The 22,682-nt window shown below is 73.3% G+C and carries 22 protein-coding genes; 7 read left to right on the top strand and 15 right to left on the bottom strand.

The window, feature by feature from the left end; translation table 11 throughout:
• Window positions 1-128: 128 nt before the first annotated feature.
• On the bottom strand, window positions 129-605 hold the full coding sequence (locus AB0412_RS04045) for a rhodanese-like domain-containing protein (protein WP_366400892.1): 477 nt from the start codon (window positions 603-605) through the stop codon (window positions 129-131).
• A 94-nt stretch (window positions 606-699) separates the two neighbouring features.
• Here AB0412_RS04045 and AB0412_RS04040 point away from each other — a divergent pair, with 94 nt between their 5' ends.
• A complete protein-coding gene (locus AB0412_RS04040; protein WP_366400891.1) occupies window positions 700-1,146 on the top strand; it encodes an Lrp/AsnC family transcriptional regulator in 447 nt (148 codons plus the stop codon).
• Window positions 1,147-1,152: 6 nt separating this feature from the next.
• Here the strand turns inward: AB0412_RS04040 and AB0412_RS04035 are convergent, their stop codons facing one another.
• The 5 genes from AB0412_RS04035 to AB0412_RS04015 form a co-directional block, all read right to left on the bottom strand.
• Window positions 1,153-4,146, bottom strand: a complete 2,994-nt coding sequence (locus tag AB0412_RS04035) for an SMC family ATPase (RefSeq protein ID WP_366400890.1) — start codon at window positions 4,144-4,146, stop codon at window positions 1,153-1,155.
• On the bottom strand, window positions 4,143-5,306 hold the full coding sequence (locus AB0412_RS04030) for an exonuclease SbcCD subunit D (protein WP_366400889.1): 1,164 nt from the start codon (window positions 5,304-5,306) through the stop codon (window positions 4,143-4,145). The genes AB0412_RS04035 and AB0412_RS04030 overlap by 4 nt, the downstream gene beginning before the upstream one ends.
• A 122-nt stretch (window positions 5,307-5,428) precedes the next feature.
• Window positions 5,429-6,055: a YigZ family protein gene (locus tag AB0412_RS04025; protein ID WP_366400888.1), complete on the bottom strand. Its 627-nt coding sequence runs from the start codon at window positions 6,053-6,055 to the stop codon at window positions 5,429-5,431.
• Between the two features lie 67 nt (window positions 6,056-6,122).
• Window positions 6,123-6,665, bottom strand: a complete 543-nt coding sequence (locus AB0412_RS04020; RefSeq protein WP_366400887.1) for a histidine phosphatase family protein — start codon at window positions 6,663-6,665, stop codon at window positions 6,123-6,125.
• A complete protein-coding gene (locus AB0412_RS04015; protein WP_366400886.1) occupies window positions 6,662-7,387 on the bottom strand; it encodes a hypothetical protein in 726 nt (241 codons plus the stop codon). Before AB0412_RS04015 ends, AB0412_RS04020 begins: the two co-directional genes overlap by 4 nt.
• Before the next feature lie 177 nt (window positions 7,388-7,564).
• Between AB0412_RS04015 and AB0412_RS04010 the strand changes: the two genes are divergently transcribed.
• Both AB0412_RS04010 and AB0412_RS04005 read left to right on the top strand, forming a co-directional pair.
• On the top strand, window positions 7,565-7,972 hold the full coding sequence (locus AB0412_RS04010) for a CoA-binding protein (protein WP_366400885.1): 408 nt from the start codon (window positions 7,565-7,567) through the stop codon (window positions 7,970-7,972).
• Window positions 7,973-8,034: 62 nt separating this feature from the next.
• Window positions 8,035-9,258, top strand: a complete 1,224-nt coding sequence (locus AB0412_RS04005) for a 4-hydroxybenzoate 3-monooxygenase (RefSeq protein WP_366400884.1) — start codon at window positions 8,035-8,037, stop codon at window positions 9,256-9,258.
• Between the two features lie 20 nt (window positions 9,259-9,278).
• Here the strand turns inward: AB0412_RS04005 and AB0412_RS04000 are convergent, their stop codons facing one another.
• Window positions 9,279-9,638, bottom strand: a complete 360-nt coding sequence (locus AB0412_RS04000) for a metalloregulator ArsR/SmtB family transcription factor (RefSeq protein WP_366400883.1) — start codon at window positions 9,636-9,638, stop codon at window positions 9,279-9,281.
• A 61-nt stretch (window positions 9,639-9,699) separates the two neighbouring features.
• On the opposite strand from AB0412_RS04000, the gene AB0412_RS03995 reads away from it, so the two are divergent.
• Window positions 9,700-10,791, top strand: a complete 1,092-nt coding sequence (locus AB0412_RS03995; RefSeq protein ID WP_366400882.1) for a cation diffusion facilitator family transporter — start codon at window positions 9,700-9,702, stop codon at window positions 10,789-10,791.
• 8 nt (window positions 10,792-10,799) lie between these two features.
• Here the strand turns inward: AB0412_RS03995 and AB0412_RS03990 are convergent, their stop codons facing one another.
• From AB0412_RS03990 to AB0412_RS03980, 3 genes are all read right to left on the bottom strand, one after another.
• Complete coding sequence (locus tag AB0412_RS03990) at window positions 10,800-11,354, bottom strand: YbaK/EbsC family protein (protein WP_366400881.1); 555 nt, start codon at window positions 11,352-11,354, stop codon at window positions 10,800-10,802.
• Window positions 11,355-11,373: 19 nt separating this feature from the next.
• Window positions 11,374-11,946, bottom strand: coding sequence for an XRE family transcriptional regulator (locus AB0412_RS03985; protein WP_366400880.1), 573 nt, complete (start codon window positions 11,944-11,946; stop codon window positions 11,374-11,376).
• Window positions 11,947-12,095: 149 nt separating this feature from the next.
• The gene (locus tag AB0412_RS03980) at window positions 12,096-12,860 is read right to left on the bottom strand and encodes an acyltransferase (RefSeq protein WP_366400879.1); all 765 of its coding nucleotides are present in this window, start codon (window positions 12,858-12,860) and stop codon (window positions 12,096-12,098) included.
• 107 nt (window positions 12,861-12,967) lie between these two features.
• On the opposite strand from AB0412_RS03980, the gene AB0412_RS03975 reads away from it, so the two are divergent.
• Window positions 12,968-13,498 carry a gamma carbonic anhydrase family protein gene (locus AB0412_RS03975; RefSeq protein ID WP_366400878.1) on the top strand — a complete coding sequence of 177 codons (531 nt, stop codon included), beginning with the start codon at window positions 12,968-12,970 and terminating at the stop codon, window positions 13,496-13,498.
• Window positions 13,499-13,591: 93 nt separating this feature from the next.
• On the opposite strand, the gene AB0412_RS03970 is transcribed toward AB0412_RS03975, so the two are convergent.
• From AB0412_RS03970 to AB0412_RS03960, 3 genes are all read right to left on the bottom strand, one after another.
• Complete coding sequence (locus AB0412_RS03970; RefSeq protein ID WP_366400877.1) at window positions 13,592-14,230, bottom strand: DedA family protein; 639 nt, start codon at window positions 14,228-14,230, stop codon at window positions 13,592-13,594.
• Between the two features lie 100 nt (window positions 14,231-14,330).
• Complete coding sequence (locus AB0412_RS03965) at window positions 14,331-16,709, bottom strand: phosphoketolase family protein (RefSeq protein ID WP_366400876.1); 2,379 nt, start codon at window positions 16,707-16,709, stop codon at window positions 14,331-14,333.
• Window positions 16,710-17,330: 621 nt separating this feature from the next.
• Window positions 17,331-17,783: a DUF4442 domain-containing protein gene (locus AB0412_RS03960; protein WP_366400875.1), complete on the bottom strand. Its 453-nt coding sequence runs from the start codon at window positions 17,781-17,783 to the stop codon at window positions 17,331-17,333.
• A 135-nt stretch (window positions 17,784-17,918) separates the two neighbouring features.
• Here AB0412_RS03960 and AB0412_RS03955 point away from each other — a divergent pair, with 135 nt between their 5' ends.
• Both AB0412_RS03955 and AB0412_RS03950 read left to right on the top strand, forming a co-directional pair.
• Window positions 17,919-18,932 (top strand): hypothetical protein, encoded by a 1,014-nt coding sequence (locus AB0412_RS03955; protein ID WP_366400874.1) that lies wholly within the window; start codon window positions 17,919-17,921, stop codon window positions 18,930-18,932.
• Between the two features lie 133 nt (window positions 18,933-19,065).
• Window positions 19,066-20,364, top strand: coding sequence for an MFS transporter (locus AB0412_RS03950; protein ID WP_366401485.1), 1,299 nt, complete (start codon window positions 19,066-19,068; stop codon window positions 20,362-20,364).
• Here AB0412_RS03950 and AB0412_RS03945 read toward each other — a convergent pair.
• Together AB0412_RS03945 and tuf are read right to left on the bottom strand one after the other, a co-directional pair.
• Complete coding sequence (locus tag AB0412_RS03945) at window positions 20,326-21,171, bottom strand: fused MFS/spermidine synthase (RefSeq protein WP_366400873.1); 846 nt, start codon at window positions 21,169-21,171, stop codon at window positions 20,326-20,328. The genes AB0412_RS03950 and AB0412_RS03945 overlap by 39 nt on opposite strands.
• A gap of 125 nt (window positions 21,172-21,296) precedes the next feature.
• Window positions 21,297-22,466, bottom strand: a complete 1,170-nt coding sequence (gene tuf / locus AB0412_RS03940) for an elongation factor Tu (RefSeq protein ID WP_366400872.1) — start codon at window positions 22,464-22,466, stop codon at window positions 21,297-21,299.
• Between the last annotated feature and the right edge of the window lie 216 nt (window positions 22,467-22,682).

The raw sequence follows: 22,682 nt of genomic DNA, 5'->3' as shown, positions 1-22,682 counted from the left end.
TGTGGCTGGTCGCGCAGTTCCCCGCGCCCCTGTCGGGGCGCTTCACTCATCGCCCAAGGGAAGCGGACCACGCCCTCGGCGTCGACCGAGGCCTGCGCCACCACGGGATCCCTGTCCGCGCCTACGGTTCAGCAGCCGCAGTCGCTGCTGTCCACCGGGCCGGTGAGCGGGTCGCGGTCGCGCTGCTCGCGGCCCTGCCAGGTGTCGTACGCGAAGCCCTCGCGGACCCAGTACTCGAAGCCGCCGAGCATCTCCTTGACCTGGTAGCCGAGTTCGGCGAGGGCGAGAGCGGCACGGGTGGCGCCGTCGCATCCGGGGCCCCAGCAGTACGCGACCACCGGCACCGACTTGTCCAGCAGTTCCTCGGCCTGCTCGGGAATCAGCGCCGTGGGCAGGTGGACGGCGCCGGGGACGTGGCCCTGGTCCCAGGACTCGGTGGAGCGGGAGTCCACCAGGACGAATCCGGTGTCGCCGTCGGCGGCGAGCGCGGCGGCCACGTCGGAGACGTCGGTGTGGAAGGCGAGCCGGGACCGGAAGTGCGCGGCGGCCGCGGCCGGGGAGGCGGGGGCGACACGCAGGACGGGGTTCGCAGTGGTCGTCGTCATGGACAAGAACCTACGGCCCTTGATCCACTCCATGAAGTGAGATTCCCCGGCGTTCGGCTTGATCGACCGGGGATTTCCCTGCTACTTCTCGGGGATGACCGCGTATTCCCCGGACGCCACGGACTGGCGCATCCTCGACGTCCTCCAGCGCGACGGCCGGACCGGCTTCGCCGAACTGGCCCGTGCCGTCTCCATGTCCGCGAGTGCGGTCACGGAGCGGGTGCGCCGCATGGAGGAGGCGGGCGTCATCCGGGGCTACACGGCCGTGGTGGACCCGGAGCGGCTGGGCCTGCCCATCCTGGCGTTCGTCCGGCTGCGCTATCCGACCGGCAACTACAAGCCGTTCCACGACCTCGTCGCCGTGACGCCCGAGATCCTGGAGGCGCACCACGTCACGGGCGACGACTGCTTCGTCATCAAGGTCGCCGCCCGCTCCATGCGGCATCTGGAGGAGGTGTCGGGCCGCATCGCGGGGCTCGGCTCGGTGACCACGAGCGTGGTCTACTCGTCCCCGCTCCCCCGCCGCCCCCTGGGACGCTGAGCGTGCTCAGCCGGTCCCGCGCTGCCGTAGCACCGAGCCCGACCGCCCCTTGACGACCTCCAGTTGGGCGTGGATGCGCCGCCGCAGATCGGCGACATGGCTGACGATGCCCACGCTGCGGTCGCGTTCGCGCAGGGAGTCCAGCACGTCCAGCACCTCGTCCAGGGTCTGGTCGTCGAGGCTGCCGAAGCCCTCGTCGATGAACAGGGTGTCCAGGCGCACCCCGCCGGCCTCGTCGGTGACGACGTCCGCGAGCCCGAGAGCGAGGGCGAGGGACGCGAAGAACGTCTCACCGCCGGACAGCGTCGAGGTGTCCCGCTCCCTGCCGGTCCAGGCGTCGACCACGTGCAGGCCGAGGCCGCTGCGACCGCGCCCGGTGCGGTCGTCGGAGTGCACCAGGGTGTAGCGGCCGGACGACATGCGCTGCAGCCGTACGGTCGCTGCGGCGGCGACCTGTTCCAGCCGGGCCGCCAGCACGTACGACTCCAGCCGCATCTTGCGCTCGTTGTCCGCGGCCGTACCGGCGGCGAGGCCCGCCATGCGCGCGACGCGGTCGTGCTCCTCGCGCAGCGGCGCAAGCCGCCGTATCGAGGCGGCCACGCGGGCGGAGAGCTGGTCCAGCTCGGTACAGCGGCGGGCGGCGGCGTCGCGGGCGGAGGCAGCCGCACGCACCCGCCGGTCCGCTTCCTCGGCGGCGCGCTGCGCGGAGACCACATCGGCGGGCGGCCGCGCGGCCGCGGCGACGGTCTCGGGCTCGGCGAGGACCGCGCGCACCGCGGCCTCCTCGTGCTGCCAGGCGTCCAGGCGGCGCTGGAGTTCGCGATGGGCCACATCGTCGAGGAGGGCGTCCGCGGCGGCCTGCGGGGTGTCGAAGCCGGCCCTGAAGGCGGCGTCGGCGAGCCGGGCGTCGGCGGTCTTGAGCCGCTGGGCGGTGTCGTCGGCGGCACGGGCGGCGTCGGCGGCGTCGGTGAGCCGGGCGACGCTCTCCTCCAGCTGGGCGGCGCGGGCGGCCACACTGTGCGCCTCTCCCCGCGCCTGGGCCAGCTCCTGCTCCAGCACGGACCGTTCACGCTCCAGCCGCTCCCGGTGCCCCACCCGGGCGGCGGTCCGGACGGCGGCGTCACGCTGGGCCGAGACCCGCAGCGCGTGCTCGTGCTCCGCCTGGCGCAGCCGCTCCTGCGCGGAGTGCAGGGCCGAGGCGGCGCCGCGGGCCTGCGCGTACGCCCGCTCCAACTCGTCGAGCGCGTGAGCCAGTTGCTCGGTCGGGGTGTCCCCGGCCTCCGCCCCGGCGGCGGCCAGTGCCTCGCGCACGAGGCCGAGGCGCCGCTCGTCCTCGGCGCGGAGTTCCTCGGCGCGCTGGTACGCGGCCAGCGCTCTTTCCTCCGCCGCCCGGTCGACGTGTCCGGCGTCCTTGCGGGCGGGGGCGGGGTGGTCGGTGGACCCGCACACCGCACAGGGCTCACCGTCGGTGAGGGAGGCGGCCAGTTCGGCGGCGATGCCGTTGAGCCGCTGTTCCTTGAGGTCCAGCCAGTGCGTGCGGGCCTGGACGGCGCGCTCCGCCGAGGCGAGTGCCCGGCGCTGGGCGTCCTCGGTGTCGGCGGCGAGCTCGTCGCGCTGCCGGGCCGCGGCGAGCCTGCGGCGGGCGGGTTCACGGCGCTCGGCGAGCTGTTCGGCCCTGGCCGCGGCCTGCTGGGCGGAGTCGATGGCGGCCTGGAGGGCGGTCCGGGTCTCCTCCCAGCCCGCGAGCCAGGTCTCGGCGTCCTGGAGGATCTCCTCGTCGGCGCGCTCCTGTCGGTCCAGGCCGGCGCGCTCCTCGAGGAGTTCGGCGAGTCTGCGCTCGGCTCGGCGGGCGGACTCAAGACCGCCCAGTTCCTCGGCGGCGCGGCGGGCGGCGACCGCGAGCCCTGCCGCGCCCGCGTCCACGAGGTCGGCCGGGAGCAGGGCACGCGCGCGTGTCTCGGCGTCCGTCGCGCGCCGGTGCTCGGCGTCGGCGGACTCCCGCAGTTCCAGGGCGGGGGCGACCGCCTCGGCCTTGCGGGCCCGCTCCATGCGCCGCTGCGCCTCCTGGTGGGCGCCGGCCCGCTCCTCGAGGCGGGCGGCCCGCTCCCGTGTCTCGGCGAACCGCCGTTGCAGCCGGTCCTGTTCGCGGGCCTCGTCCAAGGCGCGGTCGGCGGCGGCCCGGGCGGACTCGGCGGCGGCGAGGCGGCTGTGGGCGACGGTGAGCTGCTCGCGGGCGGTGCTGCGGGCGACGGCGGCGGCGCTCAGCACGGCATCGGCGAGCCCGGGGTCGCCGGGCGCCAGGTCGGGCAGCTCCATGGACTCGCCCGCGGCCTGCTGCATGCGGTGGGCGTCGGCGAGCAGGGCGGCGTCGCCGTCGCGCACCTGGGTCTCGGTGGCGCGTCGGCGCTCGGCGAGGCGCTTCTCGACCTCGGCGAAGCGGCGGGTGTCGAAGAGCCGGCCGAGGAGCCTGCCGCGCGCTTCGGCGTCGGCGCGCAGAAAGCGCGCGAAGTCGCCCTGGGGCAGCAGCACGACCTGGCAGAACTGCTCGCGGCTCATGCCGAGCAGCTGGGTGATCTCCTCGCCGACCTCCTGGTGCGAGCGGCTGAGGTCCTTCCAGGTCCCGGCCGCCGCGTCCCACTCGCGCAGCCAGGTCTGAGCCTTGTCGAGGGTGGTGCCGGTGCCGCGTTTCTTGGGGCGCTCCCAGGGCGGCTGCCGGGTGATCTCCAGTCGGCGCCCGGCGACGGTGAGTTCCAGGGTGACGCCGGTGCGGGTGGCGGGGGCGGCGTGGTCGCTGCGCAGGGTCATGCCCTGGGCGGTCTGCCGGGCGCCGGGGACGGAGCCGTACAGCGCGTAGCACACGGCGTCCAGGACGGAGGTCTTTCCGGCGCCGGTGGGGCCGTGCAGCAGGAAGAGTCCGGCCGCGGACAGCTCGTCGAAGTCGACGCTCTGGGAGCCGCCGAAGGGGCCGAAGGCGGTGATGTCCAGGCGGTGCAGCCTCACCGGGCCACCTCCTTGCGGGCGTCGTCCGCGCGCACGGCGTCGATGGCGTCCCGGAGCACGGCCTGTTCCCGCTCGTCGGGTGCGGCGCCGCGGACATGGGCCACGAAGTCCTCCGCGATCTGCTGGTCGCTGCGGCCGGCGAGGCGGCGGGCGTAGGACACCTCGGGGTCGTCCGGGGCGTGCTCGGGAGCGAAGACGAGGCTGAGGGTGTGCGGGAAGCGCTCGGTGAGCCGGGCCATGGGGTCGGCGGGGCGGACCGGGTCGGTGAGGGTGGCCTCGACCCAGGCCTGCTCGTGCCGGGTGAGCGCGGGGTCGGCGAGCAGCTCCTCCAGGGTGCCGCGGATCCGGGCGAGCGGTCGGGGCACCGGGCAGTCGACGCGCTCTGCGGTGACGGCTCCATCCGCGTCGAGGTCGACGAGCCACATGCTCTTGCGGTGGCCTGCCTCGGAGAAGGAGTAAGCCAGAGGGGAGCCGGAGTAGCGGACCCGTTCGCTGAGGGTCTGGCAGCCGTGGAGGTGTCCGAGCGCCACGTAGTCGACGCCGTCGAACACGCCGGCGGGTACGGCCGCGACGCCGCCGACGGTGATGTCCCGTTCGCTGTCGCTGGCCTCGCCGCCGGTGACGAAGGCGTGCGCGAGGACGACGCTGCGGGTGCCGGACGGCCGGGCGGCGAGGTCGGCGCGGACGCGGTCCATGGCGGCGGCGAGCACCGCCTCGTGGCCCGCTTTCTCGACTCCGAACTCGTCCTTGACCAGGGCCGGTTCGAGATACGGCAGCCCGTAGAAGGCGACGTCCCCGTGGCTGTCGGACAGCACCACCGGGGTGCCGCACGCGGACGGTTCCGTGCGCAGGTGGATGCCCGCGCGTCCGATGAGCCCGGCGCCGACGCCGAGGCGGCGGGCGGAGTCGTGGTTGCCGGAGATCATCACGGTCGGCACGCCGAGGTCGGCGAGGCGGTGCAGGGCGTCGTCGAACAGCTCGACCGCGGCGAGCGGCGGCACCGCGCGGTCGTACACGTCTCCCGACACGACCACCGCGTCGACCTCGTGCTCACGCACGGTGGTGACGAGGTGGCCGATGAACTCGGCCTGGGCACCGAGCATGCCGACCCGGTGGAACGCCCGGCCGAGGTGCCAGTCGGAAGTGTGCAGCAGTCTCATGATCCCCGAGACTAACGGCCGGGTCTGACATCACGGGCGGTTACTCCCGTATCGCTCCGTCATGACCGCCTGGACACCGGGGCGTTATGCCCACTGGTGAACGAAATACGCCAAAACGGGACTCATGCGTCCCCGTACGCCTCCCCGCCCAGTTCGAACCGGGCCGTCCCGGCGGTCGCGTCGGCCAGCCAGGCGCGGAAGGCGTCCACGTCGGCGTCGGGGAGGCCGATCTCGATGGTGACGTGTTCGCCGTAGCGCACGTCGCGCACCTCGCGCCCGGTGGAGCGCAGGTCGTTCTGCACCTTGCCGGCCCGCTGGTGGTCGACGGTCACCGTGGCCAGGCGGAAGCGGCGCCGGGTGATCGTGCCGAGGGCATCGAGCGCCTCGCCGACCGCGCCGCCGTAGGCGCGGATGAGGCCGCCCGCGCCGAGCTTGACGCCGCCGTAGTAACGGGTGACGACGGCGACGACGTACCGCATGTCGCGGCGCAGCAGCATCTGCAGCATGGGCACGCCCGCGGTGCCGCCCGGCTCGCCGTCGTCACTGGCCTTCTGTACGGAGGCGTCGGCACCGATGACGTACGCCCAGCAGTTGTGCGTGGCGTCGGCGTGCTCCTTGCGCACGGCGGCGATGAACTCCTGCGCCTCCGCCTCGCTGGCGGCCGGGGCGAGGGCGCACAGGAAGCGGGAGCGGTTGATCTCGGTCTCGTGCACACCCGCGCGCGCGACGGTGCGGTACTCGTCCTGCATCGGGCCAGCCTATGCTCCGGTGCGCGGGCGGGCCGCGCCGGCCAGGGGACGCCTCTGCGGACGCTCCCTAGTGCCCGGAGCCCCGGGGGACGGTCACCGACGTGAGGAGTGCGCCGCCGGGGGTCAGGTCACGCCAGGCGGTGCCGCGCCAGGAGAGGACGGCGACGGCCGAGGTCGGGAACTTGGTGCGGACGCGGTCCAGGGTGTCGTCCAGGCCGTCGCCCGCCAGGGTCAGGATCAGGTCCTCCAGGCCGGGGTTGTGGCCGACCAGCAGGAGCGTCTCGATCTCCGCGGGCACCTCGTGCACCACGGCCAGCAGGTCGTGGACGCCGGCGCCGTACAGGCGCGGGTCGTATCGGACCGGCGGGGGTGTGCCCCACTGGGCGGCGGCCAGTTCCCAGGTGCGGCGGGCGCGTACGGCGGTGGAGCACAGCGCGAGGCCGGGGAGCATGTCCGCCTCGGCCAGCGCCCGACCGGCGGCGGGGGCGTCCCTGAGCCCGCGTGGGGCGAGGGGGCGTGCGTGGTCGGGGACGCCCTGCGGGCGGGCGGACTTGGCATGGCGCAGCACGACCAGGTGGCGCAGCGGTCCCGCCCCGGCGCGCTCGATCATGCCGGGGATCCCAGGTCGCGGGTGAGGTCCACGCCGAGCAGCCGGTCGGCGTAGGCGTACGTCTCGAAGCGGGCGCCGTCCGGGATGTCGGGGGCGCTCGCCACCTCGCGCAGGACGTGGAGCACTCCGGGTACGTCCAGATCGTTCTCCCACGCGCTGCGCAGGTCGGCGCGCACCGGGTCCGGGATGGGCCGCGACGGGTGGTGGGCCCAGGCGGCGACCGCGCTGCGCCAGTCGGCCAGGGTGTCGGCGGCGGTGCGCAGGGGCTCCGGGCCGAGCCGTAGGGGTGTGGCCCTGGGGTGGGCGAGCAGGGCCAGGCGCAGGGCGGTGGGGTCGGTGCCGTCGGGTGCGCCGGGCGACCCGTGGACGGGAGCCACGGCGACGCGCACCCCCTCGGGTGCCGTGGTGTCGTCGTCCGCGACGACGTGCAGGACCTGGGCCTCGCCCAGACCGGTGCCGGCGTCCCGCTCGTCCTCGAACGGCCGGACACCGAGGGCGGCGCCCGCCGCGCGCAGTTCCGCCTGCTGCGACGAGCCGGAGAGCATCGCCCACACGGGGGTGCCGCCGAGTTCCAGGGCACGCACCAGGAGGTCGGCGACGAGCAGCACCCGCAGGTTCGTCGGGTCGAACCCCTGGGTGCGGGCCTCGACACGGGTCAGGCCCCGCCGGGCGGGGGCGGCGTCCACAAGCTCGCCGGTTCGGGCGTCGGTGATGCGCAGCACGAGCCGAGCGTAGGCGCGCGACCGCCCGCACCCAGTCATCTCGCACGGTTTTTCGAGGGGTCGTGGCGGGACGCGACGGGGCGGTCGCGGTGGTCGAGCGGGAATCACCGCGTACCGTGCGCCGTTGTGGGAGGGGAACAGCTCTTCCACGACTCATGACGTCCCAGGAGGCCGACGGTGTACGGCGACGAGGCAACGGTCCGCAAGATCCTCACCGAGCTCGGCGACACCTGGGCCGTGGTGGGCCTGTCGACGAACCGGCAGCGCGCGGCGTACGGCGTCGCCCAGGTGCTGCAGAGGTTCGGCAAGCGCGTGATACCCGTGCATCCGAAGGCCGAGACGGTGCACGGCGAGCAGGGCTACGCCTCCCTCGCCGACATCCCCTTCCCCGTGGATGTCGTGGACGTGTTCGTCAACAGTGACCTCGCCGGTGCCGTCGCGGACGAGGCGGTCGCCAAGGGCGCCGACGCGGTGTGGTTCCAGCTCGGCGTCGTCGACGAGGCGGCCTACGAGCGGACCCGCGCGGCGGGCCTGGAGATGGTGATGGACCGCTGCCCGGCGATCGAGATCCCCCTGCTCCCGTAACCGCGGCCCCGGCCCTTCGCGAAGGCGTCCCCAACCCTCCGCGCCCCCGCCATAATGACCCGGTGACCCAGACGCCCCCCACCCTCAACTCCCCTTCCCGGCAACGGTTTCCGGTCGTGGTCGTGGGCGCCGGGCCGGCCGGTCTCACCGTCGGCAACATCCTGCGGGCCGCCGGTGTGGACTGTCTGGTCCTGGAGGCCGAGACCCGGGAGTTCATCGAACGGCGGCCCCGCGCCGGCGTGCTCGAGGAGTGGGCCGTGCGCGGCCTGGAGCAGCGGGGACTGGCGCGCAATCTGCTGGAGCGGGCCGAGCGGCACACCGCCTGCGAGTTCCGCTTCGACGGGGAGCGGTACCGGTTCTCCTATCAGGAACTGACGGGCAGTCATCACTGGGTCTATCCACAGCCGTTGCTGGTGACGGACCTGGTGCGCGAGTACGCGGACGAGCGCGGCGGAGGGATCCGGTTCGGCGTGCGGGACGTACGACTGCACGACCTGGACAGCGAGGGGCCGTCGGTCTCGTACGTCTGCCCGGAGACGGACCGGCGGGAGGTCGTGGAGTGCGACTTCGTCGCCGGCTGCGACGGGGCCCGCGGGGTGAGCCGGGCCGCGCTGCCGCCGGGGCGGGCGCGGATCGCCCGGCACGACTACGGCATCGGCTGGCTGGCGTTGCTCGCCGAGGCGCCGCCGTCCGCCGACTGCGTACTGTTCGGCTGTCACCCGGACGGATTCGCCGGTCAGATGCCGCGCAGCCCCCAGGTGACCCGCTACTACCTCCAGTGCCCGCCCGGTGACGACCCGGAGAACTGGCCGCACGAGCGCGTATGGGCCGAGCTTCGGCGCCGCCTCGGCGCGGACGGTGCCGCCCCGCTGACCGAGGGCCCGCTGATCGAGAAGCGCGTGCTGGACATGCACGACTACGTCGCCGAGCCGATGGTGCACGGCCGGCTCTTCCTGGCCGGGGACGCGGCGCACCTGGTGGCACCGATCGCCGCGAAGGGCATGAATCTCGCCCTGCACGACGCCTTTCTGCTCGGTGACGCGCTGGCCGCGCGGCTGACGAAGGGCGACGACGACGGGCTGGCCGAGTACGAGCAGGCGTGTCTGCGCAGGGTGTGGGACTACCAGGAGTTCTCGCAGTGGCTGTCCGAGCTGTTCCACGGCAGCGCGGCGGGTGACCCGTTCCGCGCGGGCACCACGCTGGCCCGCCTGCGGCGCCTGTTCACCTCCCGCACGGCCGCGGCGGCCTTCGCGGAGCAGTACCTGGGTACGGCCGCGCGATACTGAGCGGCGATGCCCCGCGGCGGTCAGTCGTGCGGCGGGCGGTCGCTGAGCCGGTGGTCCGCCACGTTCAGCGCCTCGTCCACCAACCGGCGCAGATGACCGTCGCGCAGCGAGTAGATCACCCGGCGGCCGTCCTTGCGGGTGTCCACCAGTCCCGCGAGGCGCAGCCGAGCCAGATGCTGGCTGACCGCGGGCCGCGCCGCCCCGCAGACCTCCGTGAGGGTGGTGACATCGGCCTCCTCCGAGCTCAAGGCGTGCAGCAGGGTCAGCCGGGTGCGGTCACCGAGGAGGGCGAGGAGTTCCGCGGCGAGCGCGAACTGTTCCTCGCCGGGAGTGCGTGGGTGCGCATCCTGCGCAGGTGACAGGTGCATGCGTGCGCTCATACGCACATAATGGCGCCGTGGGCGGCATCGCGTCCACCTCGCGCACCGGAAGGGGCCCCACGTGAGCGACCGACACGATCACCACGACGAGCCCGGGCACCACCACCGGCACGGGCACCATGACCAGCACGGGCACCCGCACCAGCTCGGCCACGGAGCCGGGCGGGCCTCCCTGCGGCATCGTCTCGGCCATCTCCTCGCCCCGCACTCCCACGAGACCGCGGACAAGGTGGACCGTGCCCTGGAGTCCTCCGCGCGCGGCATGCGCGCCCTGTGGGTGTCCCTGGCGGTGCTCGGGGTCACGGCGCTGGCGCAGGCGGTCGTGGTGGCCGTCTCCGGCTCGGTGGCGCTGCTCGGCGACACGGTGCACAACGCCGCGGACGCGCTCACCGCGGTACCGCTCGCGATGGCGTTCGTCCTCGGCCGCCGCGCGGCCACCCGCCGCTTCACCTACGGATACGGGCGGGCCGAGGACCTGGCGGGCCTGGTGATCGTGCTCACCATCGCCGCGTCCGCGGCCTTCGCCGGGTGGACGGCAGTGGACCGGCTTCTCGACCCGCGCCCCGTGCAGCACCTGCCGGCCGTCGCCGTCGCGGCGCTGGTGGGGTTCGCCGGCAACGAGTGGGTGGCCCGCTACCGCATCCGCGTCGGCCGGGCCATCGGCTCGGCCGCGCTGGTCGCCGACGGACTGCACGCCCGCACGGACGGGTTCACGTCCCTGGCCGTACTGCTGTCCGCCGGCGGCGCCGCTCTGGGGTGGCGGTTCGCCGACCCGGTCGTCGGGCTGGCGATCACGGCGGCGATCGTGCTGGTGCTGCGGGACGCCGCCCGGGAGGTGTTCCGGCGGGTGATGGACGCCGTCGACCCGGCGCTGGTGGACCGCGCCGAGCACGCCCTGGCGGGCGTGCCGGGCGTGCGCGGGGTCGGCGAGCTGCGGCTGCGGTGGATCGGGCACCGGCTGCGGGCGGAGGTGGCGGTCGTGGTGGACGGCGAGTCGACGGTGCGCGAGGCGCACCGCATCGCGGTCGACGCGGAGCACGCGTTGCTGCACGCCGTCCCCCGCCTCACGGCCGCGCTGGTCCACGCCGACCCGGAAGCGGCGCCGGGCGAGGCGGACCCGCACCGGGCGCTGGCCCACCACGCGACGGCGTAGAGCGGCCGTCAGATGCCGAGGCCCTCCAGGACGACCGCACCGGGCAGTTCCGCGAAGGCCTTGCCCGGGATCAGCAGTTTGCCGCGGCGGCGGCCGCTGCCGACGAGGACGTACGGCAGGTCGACGACCGCCGCGTCCACGAGCACGGGCCAGCCGTCCGGCAGGCCGAGCGGGGTGATGCCGCCGTACTCCATGCCCGTCTCCCCCGTCGCCGTGTCCATCGGGGCGAACGAGGCCTTGCGGGCGCCGAGTTGGCGGCGTACGGCGTTGTTGACGTCGACCCGGGTCGTGGACAGCACCACGCACGCCGCCAGCGTGGTCTCACCGCCCCGCTTGCCGGCCACGACCACGCAGTTCGCCGACCGCTCCAGCAGGTCCTGCCCGTAGTGCTCGACGAAGACGGCGGTGTCCGCCCAGCGCGGGTCCGTGTCCACGTAGAGGATCTGGTCGGCGGGCACGGTGCCGGTCCAGGTACGGACGGCGGCGGCGACCGGGGCGGTGAGCTCGTCGAGGCAGTCGGGGGCGGGGGTGGCGTGGTCGAAGTCTCCGATAGGTGCGCGCATGGCCGCACGGTAACCCACGTCAGTGGACGGGCGGCACCGAGACGGCCATCACCATCTCCATCGGCACGTCGCCCCGGTTGCCGTAGGTGTGGGGCGTGTTCGCCTCGAAGGACGCGCTCGCGCCCGTCGGGACGTGGTGCTCCACGCCGTCCACGGTGAGGGTCAGTTCGCCCGCGGTGACGTGCACCAGCTCGACGGTGCCCGCCGGGTGGGGGTCGGAGTCGCTGGACTCGCCCGGCATCAGCCGCCAGTCCCACATCTCCAGCGGGCCGGGGGCCTCGGTGCCGGCCAGCAGCCGGTTGAAGCTGCCGGCCTCGGTGTGCCACAGCCGTACGGCCTGGTCGGCGGGGACGATACGGACCTGCGGACCGCGCTCGTAGTCGAGCAGGGTGGGGACGCTGACGCCGAGCGCGTCACCGATCTTGACGATCGTGCCGATGCTGGGGTTGGTGCGGGCCTGCTCGATCTGGATGAGCATGCCACGGCTCACCCCCGCGCGGGCCGCGAGCGCGTCCAGGGTGAAGCCGCGCTCGGTGCGCCAGCGTTTGACGTTGCGCGCGAGGGACTGGGTCAGCAGGTCGAGGTCCGACACGATGGATCCGTTCGGTTCGCTTCCGTTCGAGGGCCGGCGGTGTACGGCAGTCCTACGGTGCGGAACGCAGTCCTACGGTGCAGAACTACGGTGGGGTGCACCTGGTTGTGCAGCGAACTGTACTGCGGTGCGTCCCCGTGGGGCGGGGTTCAGCCCTCGGGCTCCAGCGCCGCCAGCCGCTCCACGTCCGCCTCGTCGAGCTCCGACAGCGCCCGCAGCTGGTCCGGGGTGATCCCCGCCGGGATCGGCACCGGCGCGGGCGTGCGCAGGGGCGGCTGCCAGCCGTCGGCGGGAGTCCAGCGCCGTACGACACGGGCCGGGGCGCCCGCGACCACGGCGTGGTCGGGAACCGTGCCCCGGACCACCGCACCCGCGGCCACCACCACGTTCCGCCCGATCCGCGCACCCGGCAGGATCACCGCGCCGGTGCCGATCCAGCAGCCCGGTCCGATCTCCACCGGCTCCATCCGCGGCCACTGCTTGCCGATGGGCTCGTGCGGGTCGTCGTAGGAGTGGTTGGTGGAGGTGACGTAGACGTACGGACCGAAGTAGCAGTCGCTGCCGATGGTGACGGTCGTGTCGGCGATGACATGGCTGCCGCGGCCCAGGACGACGCCGTCGCCGATGCGCAGGATCGGCTCGGGGCCGAGGTCCAGGTCGGGCATGAGTCCGGCGGTGAGGGTCACCTGCTCGCCGACGATGCAGTGGGAGCCCAGATGGATCCAGGGTTCGCCGAAGACGGTGCCGAGCGGGAAGGCGAGGCGGGTGGCCTCGCCGATGGCGCCGAAGCGGAAGCGGCCCGGGTGGGCGGCGGTCACCGAGCCCGTGCGCTGCACCCACGCCCAGCCCGCATGGACCGCGCGCTGCGCGAGGCGACGCGGCCAGGACGAGAACGTGTTCCTGCTTTTCGGCACGGGTTCACGGTACTGAGCGGACGGCGGTGCCATGCCGTCCAGGGGCTGTGATCTTCGCCCCACGGGCGTGGCGTACGGTTCGTTCTCGAACCCGACGAGGAGGCGAAATGACGCACGAGGCACTGATCACCGGCATTGGCGGCAGGGAACCGAAGGTGGACCCGGGGGCGTTCGTGGCGCCTACGGCGAGTGTGATCGGCGACGTGACGCTGGAGGCGGGGGCGAGTGTCTGGTACGGGGCGGTACTGAGGGGCGACGTGGAGAGCATCTCCGTCGGCGCCGACGCCAATGTGCAGGACAACTGCACGGTGCATGCGGATCCCGGGTTTCCGGTGCGGATCGGTGCGCGGGTCTCGGTCGGGCACAACGCGGTCGTGCATGGGGCGACCGTGGAGGACGACTGTCTCGTGGGGATGGGGGCGACCGTGCTGAACGGCGCCGTGATCGGGGCGGGGTCCTTGGTTGCGGCTCAGGCGTTGGTGCCCCAGGGGATGGTGGTGCCGCCGGGGTCGTTGGTGGCGGGGGTGCCGGCGAAGGTCAGGCGGGAGCTGAGCGAGGAGGAGCGTCAAGGGGTGACGCTGAACGGGACCATGTATGCGGAGCTGGGGAAGCTTCACCGGGAAGAGCTCGGGAAGTAAGGAGCGTCGCGGGCTGCGGGTGCGTGGGGGCTTGTCGCGCCCGCGCGGCGGAGCCGCACATCGATACAGCCCCGCGCCCCTGAGGGGCGCGTCTCAGTCCCCGGCGACAGCAGGTTCCGGGGTTGCCGTCCCCGCTTTCTTCGCCTTGCGCTTCAGGATCAGCATGGATGTCGCGCCGATCAGCACCGCTGCCACCAGGCCCAGCCAGGAGAAGCGCTTGAGCCAGGATTCGGCGACGATGCCGACGTAGTAGATGACGGCCGTCGTGCCGCCCGCCCACAGGATGCCGCCGAGGACGTTGGCGATGAGGAACTTCCAGTACGGCATGCGCAGGACGCCCGCGAGGGGGCCCGCGAAGATGCGCAGGAGGGCGACGAAGCGGCCGAAGAAGACGGCCCACATGCCCCACTTCTGGAAGGAGCGTTCGGCGGTGGCGATGTGGCCCTCGCTGAAGTGGCGGGGGAACTTGGCGCCGAGCCAGGCGAGCAGGGGGCGTCCGCCCTTGCGGCCGATGGCGTAGCCGATCGAGTCGCCGATGATCGCGCCGGCGACGGCACAGGCGCCGAGGATCACCGGGTCGATGTCGCCGTGCTGGGAGGCGAGCAGCGCCGAGGACACCAGGATGATCTCGCCCGGCAGCGGGATGCCCAGGCTCTCCAGTCCGATGACCAGACCCACCAGCGCGTAGACGGCGACCGCGGGTACGGTCTCGAGCCACTCCTGGACGTGCAACGCCGTTTCCTTCCGATCCCCGACCTGCGTTTTCGGACCGTGCGCCTGGTCCCGGCGCACGGTCCGGAAGCCTACCGGGTCACAAGAGGGTGCTCGGCGCTCACGGGTTCCAGCTCCAGTCGGCGACTTCGGGCAGGTCGGTGCCGTGCTCGCGGATCCACGCCTGGTGGCGGGTGCGGGCGTCGGCCATCCGCTGCCGTACGGCGGCGGCCCGCACCGCCAGGCCGGGGACGCGGTCGACGACGTCCATGACGAGCCGGTAGCGGTCGAGGTCGTTGCGGACCACCATGTCGAACGGTGTGGTGGTGGTGCCGGACTCCTTGTAGCCGCGGACGTGCAGGTGCTGGTGCCCGGTGCGGCGGTAGGCGAGGCGGTGGATCAGCCACGGGTAGCCGTGGTAGGCGAAGATCACCGGCTTGTCGGCGGTGAACAGGCCGTCGTACTCGAAGTCGGTCATGCCGTGCGGGTGCTCCTCGCGGGGCATGAGCCGGGCGATGTCGACGACGTTGACGACGCGGACCGCGAGGTCGGGCAGGTGGCGGCGGAGCAGTTGCGCGGCGGCCAGCACCTCCTGGGTGGGGACGTCGCCGGCGCAGGCCAGGACGACGTCCGGCTCGCCGCCGTTCTCGGTGCCCGCCCAGTCCCAGATGCCGGCGCCGCGGGCGCAGTGGACGCGGGCCTCGTCGATGGACAGCCAGTCGTAGCAGGGCTGCTTGCCGGCCACGATCACGTTGACGTAGTCGCGGCTGCGCAGGGCGTGGTCGGCGACCGAGAGCAGGGTGTTGGCGTCCGGCGGCAGGTAGACCCGGACCACCTCGGGGCTCTTGTTGAGGACGTGGTCGACGAAGCCGGGGTCCTGGTGGGAGAAGCCGTTGTGGTCCTGTCGCCACACGTGCGAGGTGAGCAGATAGTTCAGCGAGGCGATGGGGGCGCGCCAGGGCAGCTCCCGGGAGGTCTTCAGCCACTTGATGTGCTGGTTGACCATCGAGTCGACGATGTGCACGAACGCCTCGTAGCAGGAGAACAGTCCGTGCCGGCCGGTGAGCAGATAGCCCTCCAGCCAGCCCTGGCAGAGGTGCTCGGAGAGGATCTCCATCACTCGGCCGTGCCGGTCGAGGTGCTCGTCGACGTCGAGGGTGCCGGCCTGCCAGGCCTTGCCGCTGGCGTCGAACACGGCCTGGAGACGGTTGGACGCGGTCTCGTCCGGTCCGACGAGGCGGAAGTCCCGGCGTCCCTCGGTGTCCTTCATGACCTGGGCGAGGAGGTCGCCGAGGATGCGGGTGGGTTCGTGCAGGGCGGTGCCGGGTTTGTCGACGGGGACGGCGAAGTCGTCGAGGGACGGCAGCGGCAGTTCGCGGACCAGCAGTCCGCCGTTGGCGTGCGGGGTGGCGCCGAGGCGGCGGTCGCCCTCGGGCACGCAGGCGAGGACGTCGGCGACGGGGCGGCCCTCGGTGTCGAAGAGTTCCTCGGGGCGGTACGACTTCAGCCAGGCCTCGAGCTGCCGCAGGTGCTCGGGGTTCTCGCGGACGCCGGGCAGGGGGACCTGGTGGGAGCGCCAGGTGTTCTCGACGGGTGTGCCGTCCACCTCGGCGGGGCCGGTCCAGCCCTTGGGGGTGCGCAGCACGACGACCGGCCAGCGCACGCGTTCGGTGGAGCCGTCCTGGCGGGCGGCGTGCTGTGCCTCGGCGATGCGGTCGAGGGCGGTGTCCATCGCCCGGGCCAGCGCCCGGTGGACGGTGGCCGGGTCGTCGCCGCTCACCGTGATCGGGTCGTGGCCGTAGCCGCGCAGCAGCTCGTCGAGCTCGGACTCGGGGAGGCGGGAGAGGACGGTCGGGTTGGCGATCTTGTAGCCGTTGAGGTGCAGGACCGGCAGGACGGCGCCGTCGTGGACCGGGTCGAGGAACTTGTTGGAGTGCCAGGAGGCGGCCAGCGGCCCGGTCTCCGCCTCGCCGTCGCCGATCACGCAGGCGACCAGCAGGCCGGGGTTGTCGAGGGCGGCTCCGTAGGCGTGGGCGAGGGAGTAGCCGAGTTCGCCGCCCTCGTGGATCGAGCCGGGGACCTCGGGGGCGACGTGGCTGGGCACACCGCCGGGGAAGGAGAACTGCCGGAACAGCCGCTCCATGCCGGCCGCGTCCCGGCCGACGTCCGGGTACGTCTCGCTGTAGCTGCCCTCCAGCCAGGAGTTGGCCAGGACGGAGGGCCCGCCGTGGCCCGGTCCCCAGATGCACAGCGCGTCCAGCGCGCGGGCCCGGACGACCCGGTTGAGGTGGGTGTACACCAGGTTCAGGCCCGGTGAGGTGCCCCAGTGGCCCAGCAGCCGCGGCTTGATGTGTTCGGGCCGCAGGGGCTCGGTCAGCAAGGGGTTGGCCAGCAGGTAGATCTGGCCCGCCGCCAGGTAGTTGGCGGCCCGCCAGTGGGCGTCCAGCGTGCGCAGTTCGTCGTCGCTCAGTACGGTCCGGGTGTCCTGCTCCTCGGGCATGGGTGACTCCGTGGGTGGTCGGCGTGTGCGCTGCGCGCCGGGCATCAGGAGGGGTACCAGTCTGCGGCGTTCCGATGCCCCTCGCGCCCGTACGGTGGCATCCGGCGCAATACCCACCCCGGAAGCGGACGGCCACGCGCCGCTCCGGAGCCGGCTGACCGGCCGCGCCGGACGGCCGCGCGCCGCGGTGCGACGGCGACGGGACACGCGGCGACCGAGGTGCGGCGGCGGTGCGGGTGGAGGCGGCGACCGCGGTGCGAACGGCTGCGGCGACCGCGACGCTGCCACAGTGCCGCGGTGACCTGCCGGGGCAGCACGCCGTCCGGCGCCGGATGACCGGCCCATGCTGGACGGCCACGCGCCGCGGTGCGACGGCGGCGGGACGCGCGGCGACCGAGGTGCGGCGGCGGTGCGGGTGGAGGCGGCGACCGCGGTGCGAGCGGCTGCGGCGACCGCGACGCTGCCACAGTGCCGCGGTGACCCGCCGGGGCAGCACGCCGTCCGGAGCCGGCTGACCGGCCCGTGCACCGGGGTGTCCTGGGCCTGATCACCCTCGGGATGTGGCAAGGCGCCGGAGTCTCCGTGGGACGGGAGACGCCGGCGCCTGTGAGGTCCTTGTCCTCAGCCGTTGGGGCGCAGGGTCCACACGACGGTCATCTCGCCGGTGACGGCGCCGTCCTCGCGCCGGATCTCGATGGCCACCGGGAACTCGGGCCGCTGCCCCGCGTCCAGCTCCGCCACGACCTCGGCGGCCGGCCGGCCGAGGGTGGCGGTGGCGGTGACCGGGCCCATCGCGAGCTTCCTGTAGGCGATCTCGGCGCGGACGGCCAGCGGCACGGCGCGCGAGAGCTGCTCGCCGAACGCGGCGAGCACGATGGCACCGCTCGCCGACTCACCGAGGGTGAACATCGCGCCGGCGTGCGGCCCGCCCACGTGGTTGTGGTAGTCGGCCTGGTCCGGGAGGGCCACCACGGCCCGCTCCGAGGTGGTCTCCAGGAACTGGAGGTTCAAGGTCCGGGCCATGGGCACCGTGGCGGCGAGCATCTCGCCGATGGACATCTGGTCTGCGCTCATGACCGAAGGTTACCCACGAGTAGCCTCGGCTGACCAGGGCGGGACCGGCCGGCACCGGCACGGGACCGAGTTGCTACGCCCCTGTCAAAGGGCGGTGACCCAATCGTGTCCCTGGCACGGCTAGGGTTGCTGCCCATGTGGCCAGGACAGCAGCCGCCCGGGGGCGAGCAGAACCCGCAAGCGAACAACCCGTATCAGCAGCCGGGGTACCAGCAGCCGAATCCGTATCAGCAGCCCGGCTATCAGCAGCCGAACCCCTACGGCCAGCAGCCGCAGTGGGGTGCGCCGACCCCGGCGGGGGCGCCGCAGCCGCCGCAGGGCTCAGGCGGCGGCAACCGGACCAAGCTGGTGGCGATCGTGGCGGCGACCGCCGTGGTGGTGGCCGCCGGTGTGACCGGCTTCCTGGTGCTGGGCGGCGACAAGGACGACACGGCGGGCAAGAAGGACGGGAAACCCTCCGCCAGCGCCTCCAAGAACTCCTCCGCCGAGCCGAGCACGTCCGCCTCCGCGGACAACCCGCGGGGCGGCGAGGAGGAGAAGGCAACCATTCCGGGCTGGAAGGTCGTGGTCAATCCGAAGTGGGGCACCGCCTTCGACGTCCCGGCCGACTGGGAGATCGACTCCCCGGACACCTACATCGGCTTCGAGGACGACAAGGACGACAGCGGCAAGCCGCTCATCACCATGTCGGCTCCCGCGTACCTGAAGTCCAAGTGGTGCACGTCGGACGACGACAAGGACGGCCGCGAGGAGGACACGGCGCTCGCCACCGCGGGCACCAAGGGGGCGAACGGCGCGAAGAACACCCAGGAGGTCGCCGTCAACCAGGTCCCGTGGTGGGTCTACGGGGGCTACACGCAGCCGGACAAGAAGAGCATCACCTTCGACAAGAAGGCCAAGGCTTTCAAGACGGACGCCGGCATCGAGGGGCACTACGCCTGGGCCCGGTCCAAGAACAGCCCGCAGAAGGGCAAGTCCAAGTGCTCCAGCGACGGCAAGGCCATCTCCTTCGGCTTCAAGAACAGTGCGGGGGACTTCGTCGCCTTCAACCTGTACGGCGCGCACGGCGTTTCGGAGGAACTCTCCGACGCGACCATCATGAAGATCCTGAGTACAGTTCGCCTGGCTGGTGAACCAACAGGTTCATGACAGCACCTGGTCACATCATCACGCACCTCGAGTCTCGGGCACCCTGCGCAACGCCTGGCGCATCGTCAGGTATCCGCATCGGTGAGACGACAGAAGAGATGAGGTGAGGGCGGTGGTCGACCGCCGCGACGTGGTGCCGGCCACCGCTTCTGGCCGCCGGCCCTCCTGGGCGGGCCGCAACTACAGTCTGCTGACCGCCTCCGCCGTGGTGACGAGCCTCGGCAGCAGCGGTGCGCTGATCGCCGCCGCGTTCGCCGTCCTGGAGGCGGGCGGCGACGGCGCCGACGTCGGTCTGGTGGCCGCCGCCCGCACCCTGCCGCTGGTGCTGTTCCTGCTGATCGGCGGCGCGGTGGCGGACCGGCTGCCGCGGCACCGGGTGATGGTCGCGGCCAATGTCCTGAACTGCGGCTCGCAGGCAGCCTTCGCCGCCCTGGTGCTGGCGGGCGAGCCGCGGCTGTGGCACATGATGCTGCTCAGCGCGCTCGGAGGCACCGGCCAGGGGTTCTTCAGCCCCGCCGCCGAGGGCATGCTGCTGTCCTCGGTCCGGGGCGAGCAGGCGGGCCGGGCGTTCGCCGTGTTCCGGATGGCGATGCAGGGCGCGTCCCTCGGCGGCGCCGCCCTGGGCGGGGCCATGGTCGCCGTGATCGGGCCGGGCTGGGTGCTCGCGGCGGACGCGGCGGCCTTCGCGGTCGCGGCCGGGCTGCGCGCCTTCCTCGACGTCCGGCACATCCCGCCGCGCGCCCCGGGCGGCGGACTGCTGGCCGACCTCAGGGAAGGCTGGCGGGAGTTCACCGGCCGCCCCTGGCTGTGGGGCATCGTCGTGCAGTTCTCCCTCGCCAACGCGGTGGTGGGCGCGGCCGACGCGGTCTACGGACCACTGGTCGCCCGGGACCATCTGGGCGGCGCCGGCCCGTGGGGTCTCGCGCTGGCGTTCTTCGGCGCGGGCACCGTGGTGGGCGCGCTGCTGATGACCCGCTGGAAGCCGCGCCGCCTGCTGCTGGTGGGCACCCTGTGCGTGTTCCCGCTCGCCCTGCCGTCCGCGGCGCTGGCCGTGCCGGTCCCGGCGGCGGTCCTGTGCGCGGTGATGCTCGTGACCGGTGTGAGCGTGGAGGTGTTCGGCGTCTCCTGGATGACCGCGCTGCACCAGGAGATCCCCGAGGAGAAACTGTCCCGGATCTCGGCCTACGACTGGTTCGGCTCGGTCGCCCTGGTGCCGCTGGCGACCGCGCTGGCGGGCCCCGCCGAGACGACGTTCGGGCGCCCGCAGGCACTGTGGGGCTGTGCCGCGCTGGTCGTCGTGGCCACGGCGGCGGTGCTGTGCGTGCCCGACGTACGCCGGCTGCGCCGCCGCGCCGTGCACGTCACCGGCGCCACGGCGGAGAAGGCCGGCGACTCAGCCGATGCCGAACGCCCCGTCGGGGGGCTCGGGTGACGGCACGGCGTCCTCGTCCCGCACGGGCCGGGCGTCGCGCGTGAACTCCCTCAGCGCGGCCCCGTGCTCGACCCGGGCGGGGAAGGCGTCGGCGGCGGTGAGCCGGCTCAGCGCGGCGATGTCCACCGGCCGGTGCGAGGCGGCCAGCACCGCGTTGCCGAACCGCCGCCCGCGCAGCACACCCGGCTCGGCGATCAGCAGCAGCTCCTCGAACTGCGTGCCGAGGGTCGCGAGCTGGGCGCGGAGGAAGGCGAACGGCGCCGCGTCCGGCAGATTGGCGAGGTAGACCCCACCGTCCCGCAGCACCCGCGCGACCTGACGGACGTAGCCGACGGACGTCAGATGCGCCGGAACGCGTGAGCCGCCGAAGACATCTCCGACGACGATGTCGGCGCTGTCGTCCGGGGCGGCCTCCACCCAGAGACGGGCGTCCGCCGCGTGCAGCGCGATCCCGGCCCCCTCGGGCAGCGGCAGATGCTCCACGACCAGTTCGAGCAACTCACCGTCGGCCTCGACGACATGCTGCCGCGAGCCGGGCCGGGTCACCGCCACGTACCGCGGCAGGGTCAGCGCCCCGCCCCCGAGGTGCACCACGTCCAGCGCACGCCCCGGCTCGTCCACGACGTCCAGCACATGCCCGAGCCGCCGCGCGTACTCGAACTCCAGATGCGCCGGTTCGTCCAGATCGACGTACGACTGAGGCGCCCCGTCCACGGTCAGCAGCCAGGCCCGCTCCCGATCGACGTCGGGCAGGAGCTTGACGGTGCCGTGGGCGGTGACCCGTGTGACGGGAATCGGCTCGTTCACCTCGTCATTGTGCCCCCCTGCGGCGTGCCCTCAGGGGCGCGGGGCTGCATCGATGTGCGGCTCCGCCGCGTGGGCGCGACCAGCCCCGAACCGGCCCGCAGTCCCCCACGCACACAAGCCACCCCTCACAGAAGGGCACTCACCGTCCCCGCCCCGACGGTCCGCCCACCCTCACGGACGGCGAACCCGAGCCCCGGCTCGAGCGGCACGTCCCGCCCCAGCTCGACGGTCATCGTGACCGTCTCCCCGGGCCGCGCGACACCCGCCTCACCGAGGTCGATGTCCCCCACCACATCCGCGGTACGGATGTAGAACTGCGGCCGGTACCCGGACGAGACCGGCGTGGTCCGCCCGCCCTCACGGGCGGAGAGCACATACACCTGAGCCGTGAAGCGCCGACTCGGCACGACGCTCCCCGGCGCGGCCACCACATGCCCGCGCCGCACGGCATCCCGGGGAACCCCCCGCAGCAGCAACGCCACGTTGTCCCCGGCCTGCGCCTCCTCCATCGGCTTTCCGAAGGTCTCCACACCGGTGACGACCGTCTCCACGGACGCCCCCAGCACCTCGACCCGGTCCCCGACCCGCACGGTGCCCCGCTCCACCGCACCGGTCACGACCGTGCCCCGCCCGGTGATGGTGAGCACGTTCTCGACCGGCAGCAGGAACGGCGCGTCCAGATACCGCTCCGGCATCGGCACATACGTGTCCACCGCGTCGAGCAGCGCGTCGATCGACGCCGTCCACCGGGGGTCGCCCGCCAGCGCCTTCAGCCCCGAGACCCGTACCACGGGCACCGAGTCACCGCCGTAGCCGTGCGCGGACAGCAGGTCGCGGACCTCCAGCTCGACCAGGTCGGTCAGCTCCTCGTCCCCCGCGTCGGCCTTGTTGAGGGCGACGACGATGTGGTCGACGCCCACCTGCCGGGCGAGCAGGACGTGCTCGGCGGTCTGCGGCATGATCCCGTCGAGCGCGGAGACGACGAGGATGGCCCCGTCGAGCTGCGCCGCGCCGGTGACCATGTTCTTCACGTAGTCGGCGTGGCCGGGCATGTCGACGTGCGCGTAGTGCCGGGTGTCGGTCTCGTACTCGACGTGCGCGATGTTGATGGTGATGCCGCGGGCGGCCTCCTCCGGCGCCCGGTCGATGCGGTCGAACGGCACGAACGTGCCGGCGCCCCGGTCGGCCAGGACCTTGGTGATGGCGGCGGTCAGAGTGGTCTTGCCGTGGTCGACATGGCCCATCGTGCCGATGTTGAGATGCGGTTTGGTGCGGACGTACGCCGTCTTGGGCATGGCGGTACCTCGAAGCCTGGTGAAGGTGGGACGGGGACCCCGGTCACTCGCCGACCCTCCCCCTGCGGGGTCCGCCGGAACGATCCGGGGAGGGTCAGCTTCGGGCGCCGTCGACGGCGGCCAGGAAGAAGGAGACGGCAGCCTTCGGGGCATCCGCGGCGGCGGATGCGGCGAGGTGGAAGGCGTACCGGAACATGACGACGATCATCGCCGACG

Origin of the sequence: Streptomyces sp. NPDC052012 (assembly GCF_040689265.1) — a bacterium.
In the GTDB taxonomy this organism is placed as follows: Bacteria; Actinomycetota; Actinomycetes; order Streptomycetales; family Streptomycetaceae; genus Streptomyces.
This window is presented reverse-complemented; position numbering and strand designations above follow the sequence as displayed.